Raw genomic sequence first — 16,629 nt, forward strand, 5'->3', positions numbered from 1 at the left:
TCGAAGGGCACCGCGCAGGCCAGCGGCCCGAAGGGCTCCTCCTGCATGGCCGGCGCGTCGGACGGGACGTCGGCCAGCAGCGTCGGCGCGACGAAGCAGCCGCCGTCGTCCGCGTCGAAGCCGGTGAGCTGCCGCGCACCCGCCGCCACCGTTCGGGACACCAGCGACTGCACCGCCTCCTGCCGGCGCCCGCTGGCGACCGGCCCCATCTGCGTGCCGGGCTGCAGGCCGGCGCCGAGCTTTAGCCCTGTCGCGGCCGCCGTGAAGGTGTCCAGGAAGGCGCCGTAGAGCCGGCGCTGCACGTAGAAGCGCGTCGGCGCGAGGCAGGCCTGCCCCGCGTTGCGGAACTTCTGCGCAACGAGCATCGGCACCGCGCGGTCCAGGTCCGCATCAGCGCAGATCAGCACCGGTGCATGGCCGCCCAGCTCCAGCGTGATGCGCTTGAGGTGCCGGCCCGACTGCTCGGCGAGCAGCCGCCCCACCGGCACCGCGCTTGATCCTGTCCAACATCAAGCTAGCCCTTGTGGTGCAAGGCGTAGATTTGCATGCCGCTGGAAAGGCAGGTTTCGGCCAACAGCGGACCGTTGCGTTGCTTGGGACACAAAACAAATGCTGGGTTCTTGACTACGCAGGGTCCATCTACGGGGGTCATCAAATTACCGCGGCACTCATGGCAGGAAGCTTGGTACGCTGCTCCACGGGCCTGCTGTCCGACAGCTTTTCCACAGGCTCCGACACACATTCCTGGAACAGCCGCCTCTGGCAGCCTACGCAGACGACCGGATCCAGGCGGCGGTAGATGCTCCCGATCGCACTGCGCTTGTCGCGGAAGACGTGGTCTGGGCCCAGCTCGTCGAGAAAGCCGTCGCGCTGCCACTGCGCCAGCACGGCCGGGCGCGGGCGGTGGAAGTAGAGGTCACCGCCCAAGGAGCGGTGTGCGCGCAGCTCCTGCCGCCACAGCTGCGAGCCGGCCACGTCGATGAAGTTCATGCTCTTGGCCATCACCAGCAGGTGGCGCTGCGGGGCTGGTTGCTCGCGCAACGCCTGCAGCCGGTCGGAGACATGCGCGGTGGCGCCGAAATAGACCGAGCCCTCCATGCGCAGCAGCTTCAGTTGCGGGCACTCGGGCAGTGCGCCGGGCGTGTCCTCCACCACGACAAAGGGCCGGTCGGGCTCGCGGTTGTCGAAACCCATGCTGCGCATGGCCGGGCGCGAACTGCGGTGCAGGTATAAGCCCAGCGACAGCGCGCTGCCGATGAGCACGGCAATCTCCAGCCGCACGGTGAGCGTGGCGAGGAAGGTGATCGCAGCCACGGCCAGTTCCTGCCGGCTGGCGCGTGCAAGCTGGCGCCAGCGCGGGAGGTTGAGTAGCGTCCAGCCCACCAGTACCAGCAGCCCGGCGATGGCGGCCATCGGGATGCGCGCCAGCAGCGGCGCGGACAGCGCCACCAACGGCACCAGCAGCAGCGCGGAGAAGACGGCGGCCAGCGGCGTGCGCGCGCCGGCTTCCAGATTGGGCATCGAGCGGTTGAGCGAGCCGCAGGAAACGTAGCTGGAGAAGAAGCCGCCGGCCAGGTTGGCCAGACCCTGGCCGAGGAACTCGCGGTTGGCGTCGATGCGCTGGCCGGCGCGCTCGCCCACGGCCTTGGCAATCGCGATGGACTGCGCCAGCGCCACCACGGTGAGCGCCGCGGCGATGCCCAGCAGCTGCGGCAGCTGCTCCAGCGCCACGCTGGGCACGTGGAACGGCGGCAGCGGCGAGGGCAGGGGACCGAGCAGCCGCACATGCCAGGCCGGCGGCGCCCAGGCCGACAGCGCCCAGGCTACCAGCGTGCCCAGCGCCAGCGCCGCGAGCATGAAGGGCGAGCGCGGGCGCCAGCGCCGCAGCGCGGCCGCGCAGGCCAGCGTTGCGAGCGCAACCAGCAGCGCGCCCGGGTGCGGCGCGTGCGTGAGTGCAGCGGCCATGACGGCGGCTGCCCCCTGGCCGGCGGGGATGTCCAGCGCCAGCGCTTCCTTGAGCGCGTGCACGGCGATCAGCATCGCCGCCCCGCCCGTGAAGCCCAGCAGCGCGGTGGGCGAAATGAAATTGGCAATCGAACCCAGGCGCAGCGCGCCGGTGGCGAACTGCAGCAGCCCCACTAGCACCGTCACCGCGAGTGCCAGCTCGATGTAGGCGGGGCTGCCCACGACCGCCAGCGGCGCGAGCATGGCAAACAGCGCCAGCGAGTTGGCGTTGGTCGGTCCGGACACCACGTGGCGGCTGGAGCCGCAGAGCGCCGCCACGATGCAGGGCACCACGGCCGCGTACAGCCCGTACTGGGGCGGCATGCCGGCCAGCGTGGCGAAGGCGATGCCCTGCGGCAGCACCAGCACGGCGCCCAGCAGGCCGGCCAGCAGGTCCGCACGCAGGCTCTGGCCGCTGAAATGCCTTCCGGCAGGCAGGGGTAACGGGGACATCGCGCGCGGTCGTTTGTGTCTGGGGCAGGGGGTCAATCGTCCGGCGTGAACCCGCTTGCCTGGACCAGCGGGGTCCAGAACGCCTGTTCACGCTGCTGCAGTGCGGCGAGTTGGGCTGGGGTGCTGGCGGCGGCCTCCAGGCTCAGGCGAGCCAGCCGCTCACGCAGCGTTGGCGTGGCCAGTACGGCCGCCAGCGCCTGCTGGAGTTCTTCCGTCTGGGCTTTGGCCATCCCGGCCGGCCCGTAGAGCGCAAACCAGCCAGCCAGTTCCACGTCGATGCCGTATTCCTTGAACGTCGGTGTACGTGGCGTGGCGCTGCCGCGGCGCGCGCCACTGGTGGCCAGGATCCGCACCTTGCCGGCCTGCGCCAGCTCCGCAGCGTCGGCGGTGGGCGCGAACGCCAGCGGGATGACACCACCCACCACGTCCACCATCGCCGGTGCAGCGCCACGGTACGGCACATGCGTCATGGGCACATCCAGCGCGCGCGCCACCGAAACGCCGAGGAAGTGCGGCACCGTGCCTGCACCGGGAGAGCCATAGCTGGCGCGCGTGCCGGCGCCACCCAGCCAGCGCTTGAGCGCCTGTGCATTGGGGAGTTGCATTGATGGATGCGCGATCAACGCATAGTCGTAGCCCACCGCCTGCCCGATGGGAGTGAAGTCGCGCGCCGGGTCGTAACGCAACTTGCGATACAGGGCCGGGAACAGCGCCATCGGCCCGTGCGGCACCAACATCAGCGTCTGGCCGTCGGGCGCGGCGCGGGCTACCTGCTCGGGCGCGAGCCGGCCACCGGCCCCGGCACGGTTGTCCACGATGAAGGTGCGGCTGAGCTGACGCTGCAGCCCCTCGGCCACCAGCCTGGCCGTGGTGTCCACAGAGCCGCCGGGGGCGAAGCCGACAACGATCTTCGTGGCGCCGGCTTGTGCGTACGCCACCAACGGGGCCAGCAGTGTGGCCAGTGCGCCGAGTTGGAACTGTCTGCGATTCATGTGGGGAATCCTTGGTATCAGAGTCAGTGCGAGGGGCGGGGAATGTCGGCGTCGCTGAACACCAGCGTGGCGCGTGCATCAGGCGGGATCGCGGGCAGGCGGGCGTTCCATTCGGCCCAGGTCTCGCGCATGCTGGCGAGCCGCTGGGCCTGGCATTGCGCCAAATTGGCGCGCTCGCGCTCGTCGGCGGCCAAGTCGAAGAGGTACTCGTGGCCGTCCATAGCCAGGTACTTCCAGCGGCCGTCGCGCAGCGCCGCCTGCTGCCGGTGCAGCATGCGCCAGTAGAGCCGGCGTTGCGGCTCCCAGGCCGGGTCGGCGAACAGCGGCAGCAGGCTCATGCCGTCGAGTGGGTACTCTGGATGCGGAGCTACGCCGGCCGCCGCCAGCATCGTCGCGCACCAGTCCATGGTGATCGCGGGCGTGGCAGTTGTGCTGCCGGCACGGATGCACGCCGGCCAGCGCGCGATCAGCGGTACACGGATGCCTCCCTCCAGCAGGTCCATCTTCTGCCCCACGAAGGGCCAGTTGTCCGAAAAGCGCTCGCCGCCGTTGTCGCTGGTAAAGACGACCAGCGTGTCGTCGGCCAGCCCCTTGGACTCCAGCGCCGCCAGTACGCGGCCGATGCCCTCGTCCATCTGTTGAATCATGCGGTGGTACGTCGCCAGCGAACCTCCATCCAGGTGGCTGATGCGACCGCCGATGCGCTCGGACTCGGCCCGATCCTCGCGCGTTTCCCAGGGCCAGTGCGGCGCGGTGTAGTGCAGGCTCAGCAGGAAGGGTGCATCCTCAACCGACTCGATGAAGCGCACGGCGCGGTCGCTGAGCGCGTCGGTGAGGTAGCCGTGGTCACCGGCGGGGATTTCGCCGTCCCACAGGTCTGGCGTGCCGGCGCTGCTGGTGTAGCTGAAGTAGTCCACGCCGCCCGACAGTGGGCCGAAGAACTCCTGGTAGCCGCTCTTGAGCGGTCCGAAGTGCGGTGGGTAGCCCAGGTGCCACTTGCCCACCAGCGCGGTGCGGTAGCCGGCGTCGCGCAGCAGCGAGGGCAGTGTGGGGTGTTCGGGTGGCAGGCCGACCACCTTGTCGCCGCGAAAGCGCCCGGTCATGGGCTCCTCGGCCGCCCCGCGCAGCCGGTACTGCCAGCGCCCTGTGATGAGGGCGAAGCGTGTGGGCGAGCACACCGGCGAGTTGGCGTAGCCGTGCGTGAACAGCATCCCGTCGGCCGCCATGCGATCCAGATTCGGGGACACCTGAGCACGCGCACCGGTACAGCCCAGGTCGGCGTAGCCAAGATCGTCGGCCAGGATGAAGAGGAAGTTGGGGCGTCTCAAGGGGCTGTCTCCTGTCACGGTGCGGTGCCGTTGGTCTTGTGCTGGCTCAAATGGTCAGCCGGTTCGCCGCTGGGAACAATCCGGTTCAGAGTTTTTGTTATAAGCGTGACTTATGTATCTGAGGCACCTGTGGTACCTGCGGCTCGTGGTCGAGCATGGCAGCCAGACGGCGGCGGCACGGGCCGCCGGCGTGAGCCAGAGCGCTATCGCGCAGGCGATGCAGGCGCTGGAGCGGCGCATGGAGTGCGTGCTGTTCGAGTCGCACGGGCGCCGCAAGCAGCCCACCGCGGCGGCGATCGAGGCCGCGCGCCGTGCCGACGAACTGCAACGCGGGGTGCAGGCGCTGCAGGGCGACAGTGGCAGCGCGCTACAGGCCGCCGGACCGGGACCGGGAGAGTTGCGCCTGCGCGTGGGCATGGCGCCGGCGGCGGCCCTGCTTTATGCGCCGGCCATCGAGCGGCACTGGCGGGAAGTGGCGCCCCAGGGGCTGCTGCGCATCACCGGCGGGCCGGCGCTGGAGCAACTCGTGGCGCTGGAGCGCGATGAACTCGATTTGGCGATCGTGCCGCGTCCGCGCGGCTGGCGCGGCAGCGGCCTGGGCAACCGGTTGCTGCACACAGCGACGCCCTTCGTGGTCGCGCGGCGTGGCCATGCGCTGGCCCGGGCACGCTCGCTGGAACAGATCACACAGGCGGGCTGGGCCGTGGCCGGCCGCGTCGGCACGGCAGGCCACACCATCGAGGAGGCGTACCGCGTGCGTGGCTGGCCCCCACCGCGCATCCTGGTCCAGTGCACCGACTACGCCGCTCTGCTGAACTTGGTCGCGCACAGCGAACTGCTGTGCGTGCTCCCGCACGCGGCGCTGCTGCACCAGCCCGAGCAGGCGGGGCTGGTGCAGTTGCCGTTGCGCGAGGGCCTGCCCCGCTACGAGGTCTGCGCCTTCTGGCGCATGCCGCCGCCGCCGATGCTGCAGGCGCTGCTGCGAACGCTCAAAGCGCTGAGCCGGTAGGGCGCGCCGGCTGCTGGTGGCGCGCAACAAAGGCTTGCCGGGCAGAGGCTGGGTTGCGCCCGACATCCCACCGGCCGTCTGGAGCGCCGGCGCCATCTCGAACACAACGGATTTCGGTGCCGCTCACATCAGTTCTCTACCCACGCCCGGCTGCCGCGCCCGATGGTGTCGGCCAGGCGCTGCAGCGCGGGCACGAAGCGCTGCCGCAACTCCCGGTCGGAGACGGCCGCCTTCGGAAACACCAGGTTGAGCGCGGCCAGCAGCCGCTCTCCCGCATGCACCGGCACCGCCACGGCAGCGAAGTCGGCCTCGCGGATCCACTCGCCCTCGTTGACCGCGTAACCGCGCGTGCGCGTCTGCCGTAGCAGCCGGCGCACGAAGGCGGCGTCGCGTGCCAGTTCGCCCAGCCGGTCGTCGCGCCGGCGCAGCAGCTCCAGCAGCGCCTCGCGCTCGGCCTCGTCGGCCCAGGCCAGGTAGGCACGGCCGATCGCGGTCTGCAGCAGCGGCAGCCGCTCCCCGATCATGGCCCGGTGCTGCGACAGCGCGCTCCAGCGGTGGGTGGACTCGCGCACCACCATGAAGCCCGCCTCCGCCGTGGCTAAGTCGCACGGCCATACCAGCTCGCGCACCGCAGCCTGCATCGCGGGTGAGGCGATGCGTGCCACCCAGGCCTCGTCCTCGAAGCCTTCACTCAGTCGCCGCACCTCGAAGGTTAGGTAGTACTGCCCCTCGCGCTCGCCTTGGCGCACGAAGCCCTGCGCGCGCAGCGTCTCCAACAACCGCTTAGTGGTGGTGCGGTCCAAACCGCAGGCGCGCGCGAGTTCGCTGGTCGAGCTGATGCCGCCGGGCAGCCGGTTCAGTGCCTTGAGCAGCGTCAGCCCCCGCGCCAAGCCACGCACTTCCTTGTAGGGCGCCGGCGCGTCCTCTTCAGCAAAAAAGTTCATGGCCTTCATTGATCAGGGTTAACCCGATGCGCAGTGTGCACCAGGTGCACACAGTTTACGACTTGATCCAGCGCAACGACAGTTCGGTCACCGCGGCAGAGCGCCGCCCCAGCCCCTCCCGCAGGAGACCGCATGACTTCAACCCCCTTCGACGCCGACGTGCTGATCGTCGGTGCCGGCCCGGTCGGACTGACCATCGCCAACACGCTTGGCCTCTACGGCGTGCGCGTGCTGGTGATCGAGAAGCTTGACAGCATCATCGACTACCCGCGCGCGATTGGCATTGACGACGAGTCGTTGCGCACACTGCAGGCCATCGGCTTAGCCGAGCAGGTGCAAGCACATATCACGCCCGACCACGCCATGCGCTTCGTCACTGCAGGCGGGCGCTGCTTCGCCGACATCGACCCGCGCACCGACGAGTTCGGTTGGTCGCGCCGCAACGCCTTCATCCAGCCGCAGATCGACCACCTGCTCTACCGCGGCCTCGCGCGCTTCCCGCACGTGCAGGTGCTGTTCAGCCACGAGGTGGCGTCCCTGGCTCAGGACGAGGCCGGCGTGACACTGCAACTCCAGGGCGCGCAGGGCAAGATGCGCCGTGTGCGCGGCCGCTGGCTGGTGGCCTGCGACGGCGGCAACAGCTTCATCCGCCGCAGCCTGGACGTGGCCTTCGAAGGCCGCACCAAGCCCAACCAGTGGATCGTGATTGACGTGCGCAACGACCCGTTGGGCACGCCCCACATCTACATGCACTGCGACCCCGAGCGCCCCTACGTCTCCGCAGCGCTGCCACACGGCATCCGGCGCTTCGAGTTCATGGTGATGCCCGGCGAGACGGAGGAGGAACTCAGCAAGCCCGAGAACATGGCGCGCCTGATGCGCAAGGTGGTGGCCGAGCCCGACAAGCTTGACTACATTCGCAAGCGCGTCTACACGCACAACGCTCGGCTAGCCGTGACCTTCCGCGTGCAGCGCGTGCTGCTGGCTGGCGACGCAGCGCACATCATGCCGGTGTGGCAGGGCCAGGGCTACAACAGCGGCCTGCGCGACGCGAGCAACTTGGCGTGGAAGCTGGCTCACGTGGCCAAGGGCCTGGCCGGCGAGGCGCTGCTGGACAGCTACGGGCAGGAGCGGCGCAGCCATGCGCGCTCGATGATCCACCTGTCGGAAGTTGCGGGCGACATCTTCTCGCCCGCCACCCGCCTGGGGTCGACGCTGCGTGACGGCCTGACCCGCATCCTTGGCGGCTTCCCATCGGTCAAGCGCTACTTCGTGGAAATGCGCTTCAAGCCCATGCCGCGCTACCGTCAGGGCGCCGTGCTGGCGGCGGCCCCCGTGCCGGCACAGGGTCTGCTGGCGCGGCTTCTGGAGCGATCAGGCGGCTCTGCGTTGGGCCGGCTGCTGGGCTTGATGGCCGAGAAGGAGGGCAGCATGCTGCACCGCCTCGTACACGGCCGCCAGATCGACGAGGGCACCCCGGTGGGTCGCATGTTCATCCAGCCACGCGTGCTGTGCGAGGACGGCCAGACGCGGCTGCTCGACGACCTGGTCGGGCTGAACTTCGCCATCTTGGCCTGGGGCACCGATCCCACGCACGGTATGAGCCCCGAGGCCCGCGCCTTCTGGGAGCGGCTGGGCGCGCGCTTCATCACCGTCAAGCCTACGGTGCAGATGACCCACCGCGACGACGAGCGCCCCGGCGTTATCGCTATCGGCGACCTCGGCAACCGGCTCAAGGCCTGGTTTGCGCAGCAGCCGAACTCAGTGGTGTTCATGCGACCCGACCGCTTCGTCGCCGCCACCTGCACACCGCAGCAGGTGGACGATACCACCCGTGCACTGGCCGCGGTGATGGCGATGCCGCTGGTGTCGTTGACAGCACAACCAGGCAAGGCCCAACACCCCGAACTCGCGGAGGCTGCCGCATGAGCAGTAAGCAACGCGCCTTCCTCGGCCTGTCACACACGCCGCTAATGGGGATCAATCCCGTCGCCGCCACGGTCGAGCAGCCGCTGCAGGCCGCGCTGGCCGAGGCCCGCGCACAGGTGATGGCGTTCGCGCCGGAACTGGTCGTGCTAATCGCGCCCGACCACTACAACGGCTTCTTCAACGAGCTGATGCCGCCGCTATGCATCGGCACCGCGGCGCGCTCGGTGGGCGACTACCTCACCCCCCCGGGCGAGCTGCATGTGGACGGCGACGCAGCCCTCGCGCTGGCGACACAGCTGATGGACGAGGACTTCGACATTGCTATTTCGCGCCGCATGGTGGTGGACCACGGCTTCGCGCAGGCGCTGCAGATGCTGTGGGGCAGCTTGGACACGCCGCCGGTGCTGCCGGTCTTTCTCAACGCCGTGGCCCAGCCCGGCATTCCGCGCCTGCACCGCTGCCGGCAGCTCGGTGCGGCCATCGGCCGTTTCCTCGACGGGCTGCCGCGGCGCACGCTGCTCATCGGCTCGGGCGGGCTGTCGCACGAGCCGCCGGTGCCCACGCTGGCCCACCCCGACCCGGCGGTGCGCGAGCGCATCACCTTCAAGCGCGAGCCCACCCCGGCCGAGCGCGACGCCAAGACGCAGCGCGTCATGGCCGCGGGCCGAGCGCTGGCCGCGGGCGACTCCTCGATGAAGCCCCTCAACCCCGGCTGGGACCGTAGCTGGATGGAGGCGCTTGCAACCGGCGGCGCGGCGCTGGACGCCCTGTGCACGATGGACGAGGCCAGCATCGAACGCGAGGCGGGCCTGTCCGCCCACGAGTCCAAGACCTGGCTGGTGGCGCGCAGCGCGTTGCCCACCGAGCGCGTGCTGCCCTGCACGCTGCGCCACTACCAGGCCATTCCTGAATACATCGCCGGTTTCGGCGTGATGTTCCTGCACGATTGAAACAAGGAGACAGCATGGATTCCCTTATTGAACAGTGGGCGCAGCGGCTGCGCCAAGCCGAGGCCCAGCGCGAGCCAATCGAGCACCTCCGCGAAGAGATTGGCAGCGGTGCCGACGCCGAGCGCATCGCCTACGCCATCCAGCAGGCCAACGTCGAATACGCCCTGGCGCAGGGCAAGCGCATCGTCGGCCGCAAGATCGGTTTGACCTCCCCCGCAGTGCAGAAGCAGCTGGGCGTGGATCAGCCCGACTTCGGCACCCTCTTCGCCGACATGCTCTATGGCGACGACGAGGAAATCCCGCTCGAGCGCACGCTGCAGCCCAAGGTCGAGGCCGAAGTTGCGCTGGTGCTGGAGCGCGACCTGCCCGCAGCCGACACCACGCTGGTGGAGCTCATCAACGCCACTGCCTACGTGCTGCCAGCCATTGAGGTCGTGGGCAGCCGCATCGCCGGCTGGAACATCCGCTTCACCGATACCGTGGCCGACAACGCCTCCAGCGGCCTGGTGGTACTGGGCGGCGTGCCGACCAAGCTCGACGGGCTGGACCTCAAGCTATGCGCGATGGCGATGACCCGCGGCGATGGCGGAACCGTCTCCAGTGGCAGCGGCGCGGCCTGCCTGGGCCACCCGCTCAACGCGGCAGTGTGGCTGGCACGCAAGCTCGCCAGCCTCGGCCAGCCGCTGCTTGCCGGCGACCTGGTTCTCACCGGCGCCCTTGGCCCCATGGTGGCCGTGCAGCCGGGCGACCGTTTTGAAGCCCGCATTGACGGCGTCGGCAGCGTGCGTGCGCGCTTTGCCGCGGCCTGATCGTTTCTCTCCCGTAACACCCCGTTTTTCAGAAAGACCCTTGCAATGAACACCACCCGTCGCCGGTCCCTGGGTGCCCTCGCTGGTGCCGCCCTGATGGCGCTGGCCGGCCCTGCCGCTGCGCAGCCCTTTCCCAGCAGGACCGTCACCATCGTCGTGCCCTTCCCGGCCGGTGGCGTCACTGACCAGATCGCGCGCGTGCTCGCGGGCAAGATGCAGGACCATTTGGGCAAGACCGTTGTGGTCGACAACAAGCCTGGCGCCGGCGGCCAGATCGCCGCGCAGGCCGTCAAGGCGGCCGAGGCCGACGGCCACACGCTGTTCATCGGCGCGACCGAGATGTTCGCGATCAACCCGAGGCTGTTCCGCAAGTTCAGCTACGACCCGGTCAAGGACTTCCAGCCGGTCACGACGCTGATCTCCTCTCCGCTGGTGCTAGTGGTGCCCAAGGACAGCCCGGTGAACTCCGTGGCTGAGCTAGTGGCCGCCGGCAAGAAGAAGGAGCTGCACTTCGCCTCGCAGGGCGTGGGCTCCATCGGCCACCTGCTGGGCGAGCTCTTCCGCGGCAAGACCAGCGGCCAGTTCGCCCACGTGGCCTACAAGGGATCGGCGCCCGCGCTGCAGGATCTCATGGGCGGCCAGTTGGACATGATGTTCGACCCGGTCATCACCACCTCGCCGCTGATCGCCGGCGGCAGGCTCAAGCCGCTGGCCATTGCCTCCCCGAAGCGCGCCGCGCAGCTGCCCGAGGTGCGCACGCTGGCCGAGTTGGGCATTTCCGGCGTGGACGCTGCAGTGTGGTTCGGCGCCGTGGTCAAGGCCGGCACGCCGGAGCCGGTGGTTGCCAGGCTCAACGAGTCGCTAGTCAAGGCTCTGCAGAGCCCCGACGTCGTCAAGCGCTTCACCGATCAGGGCCTGCAGCCCATCCCCTCCACCCCGCAGGCCTTTGGCAGCTTTATGAAGGACGAGATCACGCGCTGGGGCGCTCTTGTCAAGAGCAGCGGCGCCTCCGTAGATTGAGCAAAGGAACTACTCCCATGAGCCAGAAACTCAAGGCCGCGATCATTGGCAGCGGCAATATCGGCACGGACCTGATGATCAAGATCCTGCGCCACGGCCGCCATATCGAGGTCGTGGCGATGGTGGGCATCGATGCCGCTTCCGACGGCTTGGCCCGCGCCGCGCGTTTGGGCGTGGCGACCACGCACGAGGGTGTCGAAGGCCTGACCCGACTGCCGGTGTTCGCGGACATCGACATCGTCTTCGATGCCACCAGCGCCTCGGCGCACGTGAAAAACGACGCCTTCCTGCGCGGCGTGAAACCCGGCATCCGCTTGGTGGACCTTACGCCCGCGGCGATCGGCCCGTACTGCATCCCGGTGGTCAACGGCGAGCAGCACTTGAACGCGCCTAACGTCAACATGGTCACCTGCGGCGGCCAAGCCACCATCCCGATGGTGGCGGCCGTGAGCCGGGTGGCGAAGGTGCACTACGGCGAGATCGTCGCCTCCATCGCCAGCAAGAGCGCGGGGCCGGGCACGCGCGCCAACATCGACGAGTTCACCGAGACCACCTCGCGCGCCATCGAGCAGGTTGGGGGTGCAGCCAAGGGCAAGGCCATCATCGTGCTCAACCCGGCCGAGCCGCCACTGATCATGCGTGACACGGTGTACACGCTCAGCGACTTCGCCGACGAGGATGCTATCGCCACCTCCGTGGCGCGCATGGCCGCCGACGTGCAGACCTACGTGCCGGGCTACCGCCTCAAGCAGCAGGTGCAGTTCGACCGCATCGAGCAGCCGATCCTGATCCCAGGCGTAGGCCGTATCGCGGGCCTCAAGACCTCCGTCTTCCTGGAGGTCGAAGGCGCCGCGCACTACCTGCCCGCCTACGCCGGCAACCTCGACATTATGACCAGCGCCGCACTGCGCACGGCCGAAGCCATGGCAGAACAGCTGCTGCAGCCGCTGACCGCCTGAAGGAGCCCCGCATGAAAAAGCTCTATATCTCCGACGTCACGCTGCGCGACGGCAGCCACGCCATCCGTCACCAGTACTCGGTCGCGCAGGCCAAGCAGATCTCCAAGGCGCTTGATGACGCCAAGGTGGACTCCATCGAGGTCGCCCATGGTGACGGCCTGCAAGGCGGCAGTTTCAACTACGGCTTCGGCGCCCACACAGACGTGGAGTGGATCGAGGCCGTGGCCAGCGTGGTCAAGCATGCCAAGATCGCCACGCTGCTGCTGCCGGGCATCGGCACCGTGCACGACCTCAAGGCTGCCTATGACGCCGGCGCGCGCATCGTGCGCGTGGCCACGCACTGCACCGAAGCTGACATCTCGAAGCAGCACATCGAGTACGCCCGCCACCTCGGGATGGAGGCCGTCGGTTTCCTGATGATGAGCCACATGACCACGCCGCAGAAGCTGGCCGAACAGGCCAAGCTGATGGAGGGCTATGGGGCGACCTGCTGCTACGTCGTGGACTCGGGCGGCGCCTTGGGCATGCAGGACGTGCGCGACCGCTTCCGTGCCTTCAAGGATGTGCTCAAGCCCGAGACGCAGACCGGCATGCACGCTCACCACAACCTGAGCCTGGGCGTGGCCAACTCCATCGTCGCGGTGGAAGAAGGTTGCGACCGCATCGACGCAAGTCTTGCCGGCATGGGCGCGGGCGCGGGCAACGCACCGCTGGAAGTGTTCATCGCTGCGGCCGAGCGCCTAGGGTGGAACCACGGCACGGACCTGATGCGGCTGATGGACGCCGCCGACGACATCGTGCGGCCGCTGCAGGACCGCCCGGTGCGCGTGGACCGCGAGACGCTGGCGCTGGGCTATGCCGGCGTGTATTCCAGCTTCCTGCGTCACTCGGAAGCCGCGGCGAAGAAGTACGGCCTGCCCACCGTGGACATCCTGGTGGAGTTGGGCCGCCGGCGCATGGTCGGCGGCCAGGAAGACATGATCGTGGACGTGGCGCTCGACCTGCTGCGCAAGCGCGACGCTGCAAATACCCAAGCCTAAAGGGACCATCGATGAGCAACGCAATCCTCACCGAAGCCGCCACCAGCCGTTTCGTCCGCATCCTGGAGGGCGACCTCGACCTGCGGCTGCACTACAACGACTGCGGCAGCGGGTCTGAAACCGTCGTCATGCTGCACGGCTCGGGCCCCGGAGCCAGCGGCTGGGCCAATTTCAATCGCAACGTCGAGCCCCTGGTGGCGGCTGGCTACCGTGTGATCCTCATGGACTGTCCGGGCTGGAGCAAGAGCGATCCGATCGTGTGCACCGGCTCGCGCTCCGAGCTCAACGCCCGCGCCCTCAAGGGCCTGATGGACGCCCTCGGCCTGGGCAAGGTCCACCTTATCGGCAACTCGATGGGCGGGCACAGCGCGGTGGCCTTCGCGCTGGCCAACCCGCAGCGCGTGGGCAAGCTCGTGCTCATGGGCGGCGGCACCGGCGGCGTGAGCGCCTTCGTGCCCATGCCCACCGAGGGCATCAAGCTCATCGGCGCCCTCTACCGCCAGCCCACCATCGAGAACCTCAAGCGCATGATGAACGTGTTCGTGTATGACACGAGCGCGCTTACCGAGGAGCTGTTCCAGGCGCGGCTGGACAACATGCTCACGCGTCGTGACCACCTGGAGAATTTCGTCAAGAGCAGCGAGGCAAACCCGAAGCAGTTTCCCGATGTCGGTCACCGCCTGGGCGAGATCGCCGCGCCGGCGCTGGTGATCTGGGGCCGCGACGACCGCTTCGTGCCGCTGGACGTGGGCCTGCGCCTGGTGGCCGGGCTGCAGAACGCGGAGCTGCACGTGTTCAGCCGCTGCGGCCATTGGGCGCAGTGGGAGCACGCGGAGAAGTTCAACCGCATGGTGGTGGATTTTCTGACGCACTGACACGCGTCCCTGCAACCCTGGCCTGCGCCTCCGCGCCCGCGGCCCTGCGGCGGTCCGGAGGCGCATCTGTTGCGGCAATCACAAAAAAGAGGAGGAGACGACGATGGAGACAAGACTGATGTCCCGCCGCGGCTTCGCGACCTGGCTGGCCGCGCTTGCAGGGACTGCCGTCCAGGCCCAGCCCATGGCCACCGCACGGCCGCTGCGCTTGGTGGTGCCCTATGCGCCGGGCGCCGCCGCCGATCAGCTCGCACGAACGCTGGAGCGGCCGCTGACCCAGGCCTTGGCGCAGCCCATCGTGGTGGACAACCGAGCCGGCGCCGGCGGCACGCTAGGCGCCGACATGGTGGCCAAGGCCGCACCGGACGGACTGACGCTGGTGCTGGGCAACGACGCCACGCACGCAACCAATCTCCACTTGGCGCGCAGCTTCCCCTACGATCCGGTGCGGCACTTCACGCCGGTCGCACTGGTGGCGTTCAACCCGATCGTGCTGGTAGTGCACCCCTCGCTGCCGGTGCGCACTGTGGACGAGTTGCTGCGCCACGTCCGCGCCCACCCGCGCGAGCTGAGCTTCGGCAGCTCGGGCATCGGCACGCCCTACCACTTAGCGGGCGCGCTGCTCAACGAGCGGGCAGGCCTCGACCTGGTGCATGTGCCCTACAAGGGAGGCGCTCCCGCGCTGACGGACCTCCTCGGCGGCAACATCCAGGTGCTGTTCGCCAGCCTAGCCACCGTGCTGCCACACATGCAGCGCGGCCACGTGCGCGCGCTAGCCACGACCGGTTCCAAGCGCCTGGACGCCCTGCCCCAGCTGCCCACGATGGCCGAGACGCTGCCCGGCTACGCGCTGGGCGGCTGGCTGGCGCTCTTCGCCCCGGCCGAACTGCCGACCCCACAGCAGGCACGGCTCAACGCCGCAGTGAATCAGGTGCTGGGACGCGAGGACATCCGTACGGCACTGCTGCAGGCCGGCCAGATGCCCGCGGGGGGAACGCCCCAGGCACTGGCAGAACTGGTGGCCGCAGAACTGGTCCAGAGGAGCCGGCTGGTGAAGGCGGCAGGCATCGACGCGGAGTAGCCGTAGCTGGGGTCAGCGACTGCGCACGACCATGCAGGTCGCCGTGGCGGTGGCCACCAGCCGCCCGTCCTGCACCAGCTCGCCGGCGACGTGACAGACGTCGCGGCCGCGGCGCACGATGCGCGCGCACCCACGCAGCCCGCCGGCGTGCGCCGGGCGCAGGAACGACAGATGCAGGTCCAGCGTGGCGCAGTGCTCGCCCGCGCCCAGCGTGGCGGTGACGAGAAAGGCCGTCACGTCGTCGAGCATCGCGCCCAGCATGCCGCCCTGCACCTGCCCGGCCGGGTTGAGAAAGGCCTCGCCCGCGCGGTAGTCGGACTCCAGCACGCCGGCCTCCAGATCTACGTTGACGATGCAACCGCCCAGCGTGGTGCTCACCGGGGGCGGCGTTGCCTCGCCGCGGCTCAGTCGGGCGAAGTAGCTGTCGCCTGCCAGGGGGAAAAGGGTGTCAGTGGCCATGGAACTCGGGGGGGCGTTTCTGCAGACGGGCGGCCACGCCCTCGCGCTGGTCCTGGGAGGCGTCGGCACGGGCGATGTCGCGGGCCAGCGTCGCCGCGTCGAGCGTGCCGGCCGCGATGGCGTCTAGGTGCCGCTTCATCGGCAGCAGCGCCAGCGGCGCCATGCCGGCCAAGCGCTCGCTGAGAGCCGTAACGGCCGCCTCCAGCGCTTCGGGTTCCACCACCTCATCCAGAAAACCGCAGTCCAGCATCTGTCGGGCGTCGAGTTCCTCCGCGGCCAGCAGCACCCGCTTGGCGGGGCCCAGGCCCAGACGGCGCACGTAGCGCTCCAGGCCGCCGCGGTAGAACACGAGGCCGATCTGCGCTGCGGGCACGAACATGCGCGCCCCGGTCACGCCGATGCGGAAGTCGCAGGCCAGTGCCAGGTCGGTGGCGCCGCCGTGAAAGCCGCCGTTGATGGCGGCGATGGTGACCGGGCGCACCCGCTCGATCTCGCTGGCCAGCGCCTCGAACGAAGCGCCGGCGGTGGCCACTGCGCCCTCCGACGCGGCCTGCGCTAGGTTAAAGCCGCTGCAGAAGTGGCGGCCCTGTCCCCGCAGGCGCAGCACCAACACCTCTTTACGATCGTTCACCAGGCACAGTTGCTCGCGCAACAACGCCAGGTCCTCCAGTTCCAGCCGGTTGCCCACCTCCGGGCGGCGCAGCGTAATGGTGGCGATGCGGCCGTCCAGGGCCAGCTCGGGCGGCAGCCCGGGGGACTTGCTGTTGCTCACGCCGT

16 protein-coding genes are annotated in these 16,629 nt (G+C 69.2%); 9 read left to right on the forward strand and 7 right to left on the reverse strand.

Annotated features, from left to right (window positions below; genetic code table 11):
- From D3A59_RS19815 to D3A59_RS19830, 4 genes are all read right to left on the reverse strand, one after another.
- The coding region (locus D3A59_RS19815) for an aldehyde dehydrogenase family protein (RefSeq protein WP_119157060.1) at positions 1–488 on the reverse strand (488 nt) is incomplete at its 3' end.
- Positions 489–651: 163 nt separating this feature from the next.
- Positions 652–2,457, reverse strand: a complete 1,806-nt coding sequence (locus D3A59_RS19820; protein ID WP_119157061.1) for a SulP family inorganic anion transporter — start codon at positions 2,455–2,457, stop codon at positions 652–654.
- A 32-nt stretch (positions 2,458–2,489) separates the two neighbouring features.
- The gene (locus D3A59_RS19825; RefSeq protein WP_119157062.1) at positions 2,490–3,449 is read right to left on the reverse strand and encodes a tripartite tricarboxylate transporter substrate-binding protein; all 960 of its coding nucleotides are present in this window, start codon (positions 3,447–3,449) and stop codon (positions 2,490–2,492) included.
- 23 nt (positions 3,450–3,472) lie between these two features.
- Positions 3,473–4,777, reverse strand: coding sequence for a sulfatase family protein (locus D3A59_RS19830; RefSeq protein WP_119157063.1), 1,305 nt, complete (start codon positions 4,775–4,777; stop codon positions 3,473–3,475).
- A 112-nt stretch (positions 4,778–4,889) separates the two neighbouring features.
- On the opposite strand from D3A59_RS19830, the gene D3A59_RS19835 reads away from it, so the two are divergent.
- Positions 4,890–5,786 carry a LysR family transcriptional regulator gene (locus D3A59_RS19835; RefSeq protein ID WP_119157064.1) on the forward strand — a complete coding sequence of 299 codons (897 nt, stop codon included), beginning with the start codon at positions 4,890–4,892 and terminating at the stop codon, positions 5,784–5,786.
- Between the two features lie 128 nt (positions 5,787–5,914).
- Here D3A59_RS19835 and D3A59_RS19840 read toward each other — a convergent pair whose 3' ends face one another.
- On the reverse strand, positions 5,915–6,730 hold the full coding sequence (locus D3A59_RS19840) for a DNA-binding transcriptional regulator (RefSeq protein ID WP_119157065.1): 816 nt from the start codon (positions 6,728–6,730) through the stop codon (positions 5,915–5,917).
- A gap of 132 nt (positions 6,731–6,862) precedes the next feature.
- Between D3A59_RS19840 and mhpA the strand changes: the two genes are divergently transcribed.
- The 8 genes from mhpA (at position 6,863) to D3A59_RS19880 (ending at position 15,393) form a co-directional block, all read left to right on the forward strand.
- Positions 6,863–8,659: a bifunctional 3-(3-hydroxy-phenyl)propionate/3-hydroxycinnamic acid hydroxylase MhpA gene (mhpA, locus tag D3A59_RS19845; protein WP_119157066.1), complete on the forward strand. Its 1,797-nt coding sequence runs from the start codon at positions 6,863–6,865 to the stop codon at positions 8,657–8,659.
- Positions 8,656–9,609, forward strand: coding sequence for a 3-carboxyethylcatechol 2,3-dioxygenase (locus D3A59_RS19850; protein WP_119157067.1), 954 nt, complete (start codon positions 8,656–8,658; stop codon positions 9,607–9,609). The genes mhpA and D3A59_RS19850 overlap by 4 nt, the downstream gene beginning before the upstream one ends.
- Before the next feature lie 14 nt (positions 9,610–9,623).
- A complete protein-coding gene (gene mhpD, locus D3A59_RS19855; RefSeq protein WP_119157068.1) occupies positions 9,624–10,418 on the forward strand; it encodes a 2-keto-4-pentenoate hydratase in 795 nt (264 codons plus the stop codon).
- A 45-nt stretch (positions 10,419–10,463) separates the two neighbouring features.
- Positions 10,464–11,438, forward strand: a complete 975-nt coding sequence (locus D3A59_RS19860; RefSeq protein ID WP_205665233.1) for a Bug family tripartite tricarboxylate transporter substrate binding protein — start codon at positions 10,464–10,466, stop codon at positions 11,436–11,438.
- Positions 11,439–11,455: 17 nt separating this feature from the next.
- Complete coding sequence (locus D3A59_RS19865) at positions 11,456–12,397, forward strand: acetaldehyde dehydrogenase (acetylating) (RefSeq protein ID WP_119157070.1); 942 nt, start codon at positions 11,456–11,458, stop codon at positions 12,395–12,397.
- 11 nt (positions 12,398–12,408) lie between these two features.
- Complete coding sequence (dmpG, locus tag D3A59_RS19870) at positions 12,409–13,437, forward strand: 4-hydroxy-2-oxovalerate aldolase (protein WP_119157071.1); 1,029 nt, start codon at positions 12,409–12,411, stop codon at positions 13,435–13,437.
- Positions 13,438–13,448: 11 nt separating this feature from the next.
- Positions 13,449–14,312, forward strand: coding sequence for an alpha/beta fold hydrolase (locus tag D3A59_RS19875; RefSeq protein ID WP_119157072.1), 864 nt, complete (start codon positions 13,449–13,451; stop codon positions 14,310–14,312).
- Positions 14,313–14,415: 103 nt separating this feature from the next.
- The gene (locus D3A59_RS19880; RefSeq protein WP_119157073.1) at positions 14,416–15,393 is read left to right on the forward strand and encodes a Bug family tripartite tricarboxylate transporter substrate binding protein; all 978 of its coding nucleotides are present in this window, start codon (positions 14,416–14,418) and stop codon (positions 15,391–15,393) included.
- Between the two features lie 12 nt (positions 15,394–15,405).
- Here D3A59_RS19880 and D3A59_RS19885 read toward each other — a convergent pair whose 3' ends face one another.
- On the reverse strand, positions 15,406–15,852 hold the full coding sequence (locus D3A59_RS19885; RefSeq protein WP_240636138.1) for a PaaI family thioesterase: 447 nt from the start codon (positions 15,850–15,852) through the stop codon (positions 15,406–15,408).
- Complete coding sequence (locus D3A59_RS19890) at positions 15,842–16,624, reverse strand: enoyl-CoA hydratase/isomerase family protein (protein WP_240636139.1); 783 nt, start codon at positions 16,622–16,624, stop codon at positions 15,842–15,844. Before D3A59_RS19890 ends, D3A59_RS19885 begins: the two co-directional genes overlap by 11 nt.
- Positions 16,625–16,629 lie beyond the last annotated feature (5 nt).

Origin of the sequence: Caldimonas tepidiphila, from assembly GCF_003569765.1 — a bacterium.
Taxonomy (GTDB): Bacteria; Pseudomonadota; Gammaproteobacteria; order Burkholderiales; family Burkholderiaceae_C; genus Caldimonas; species Caldimonas tepidiphila.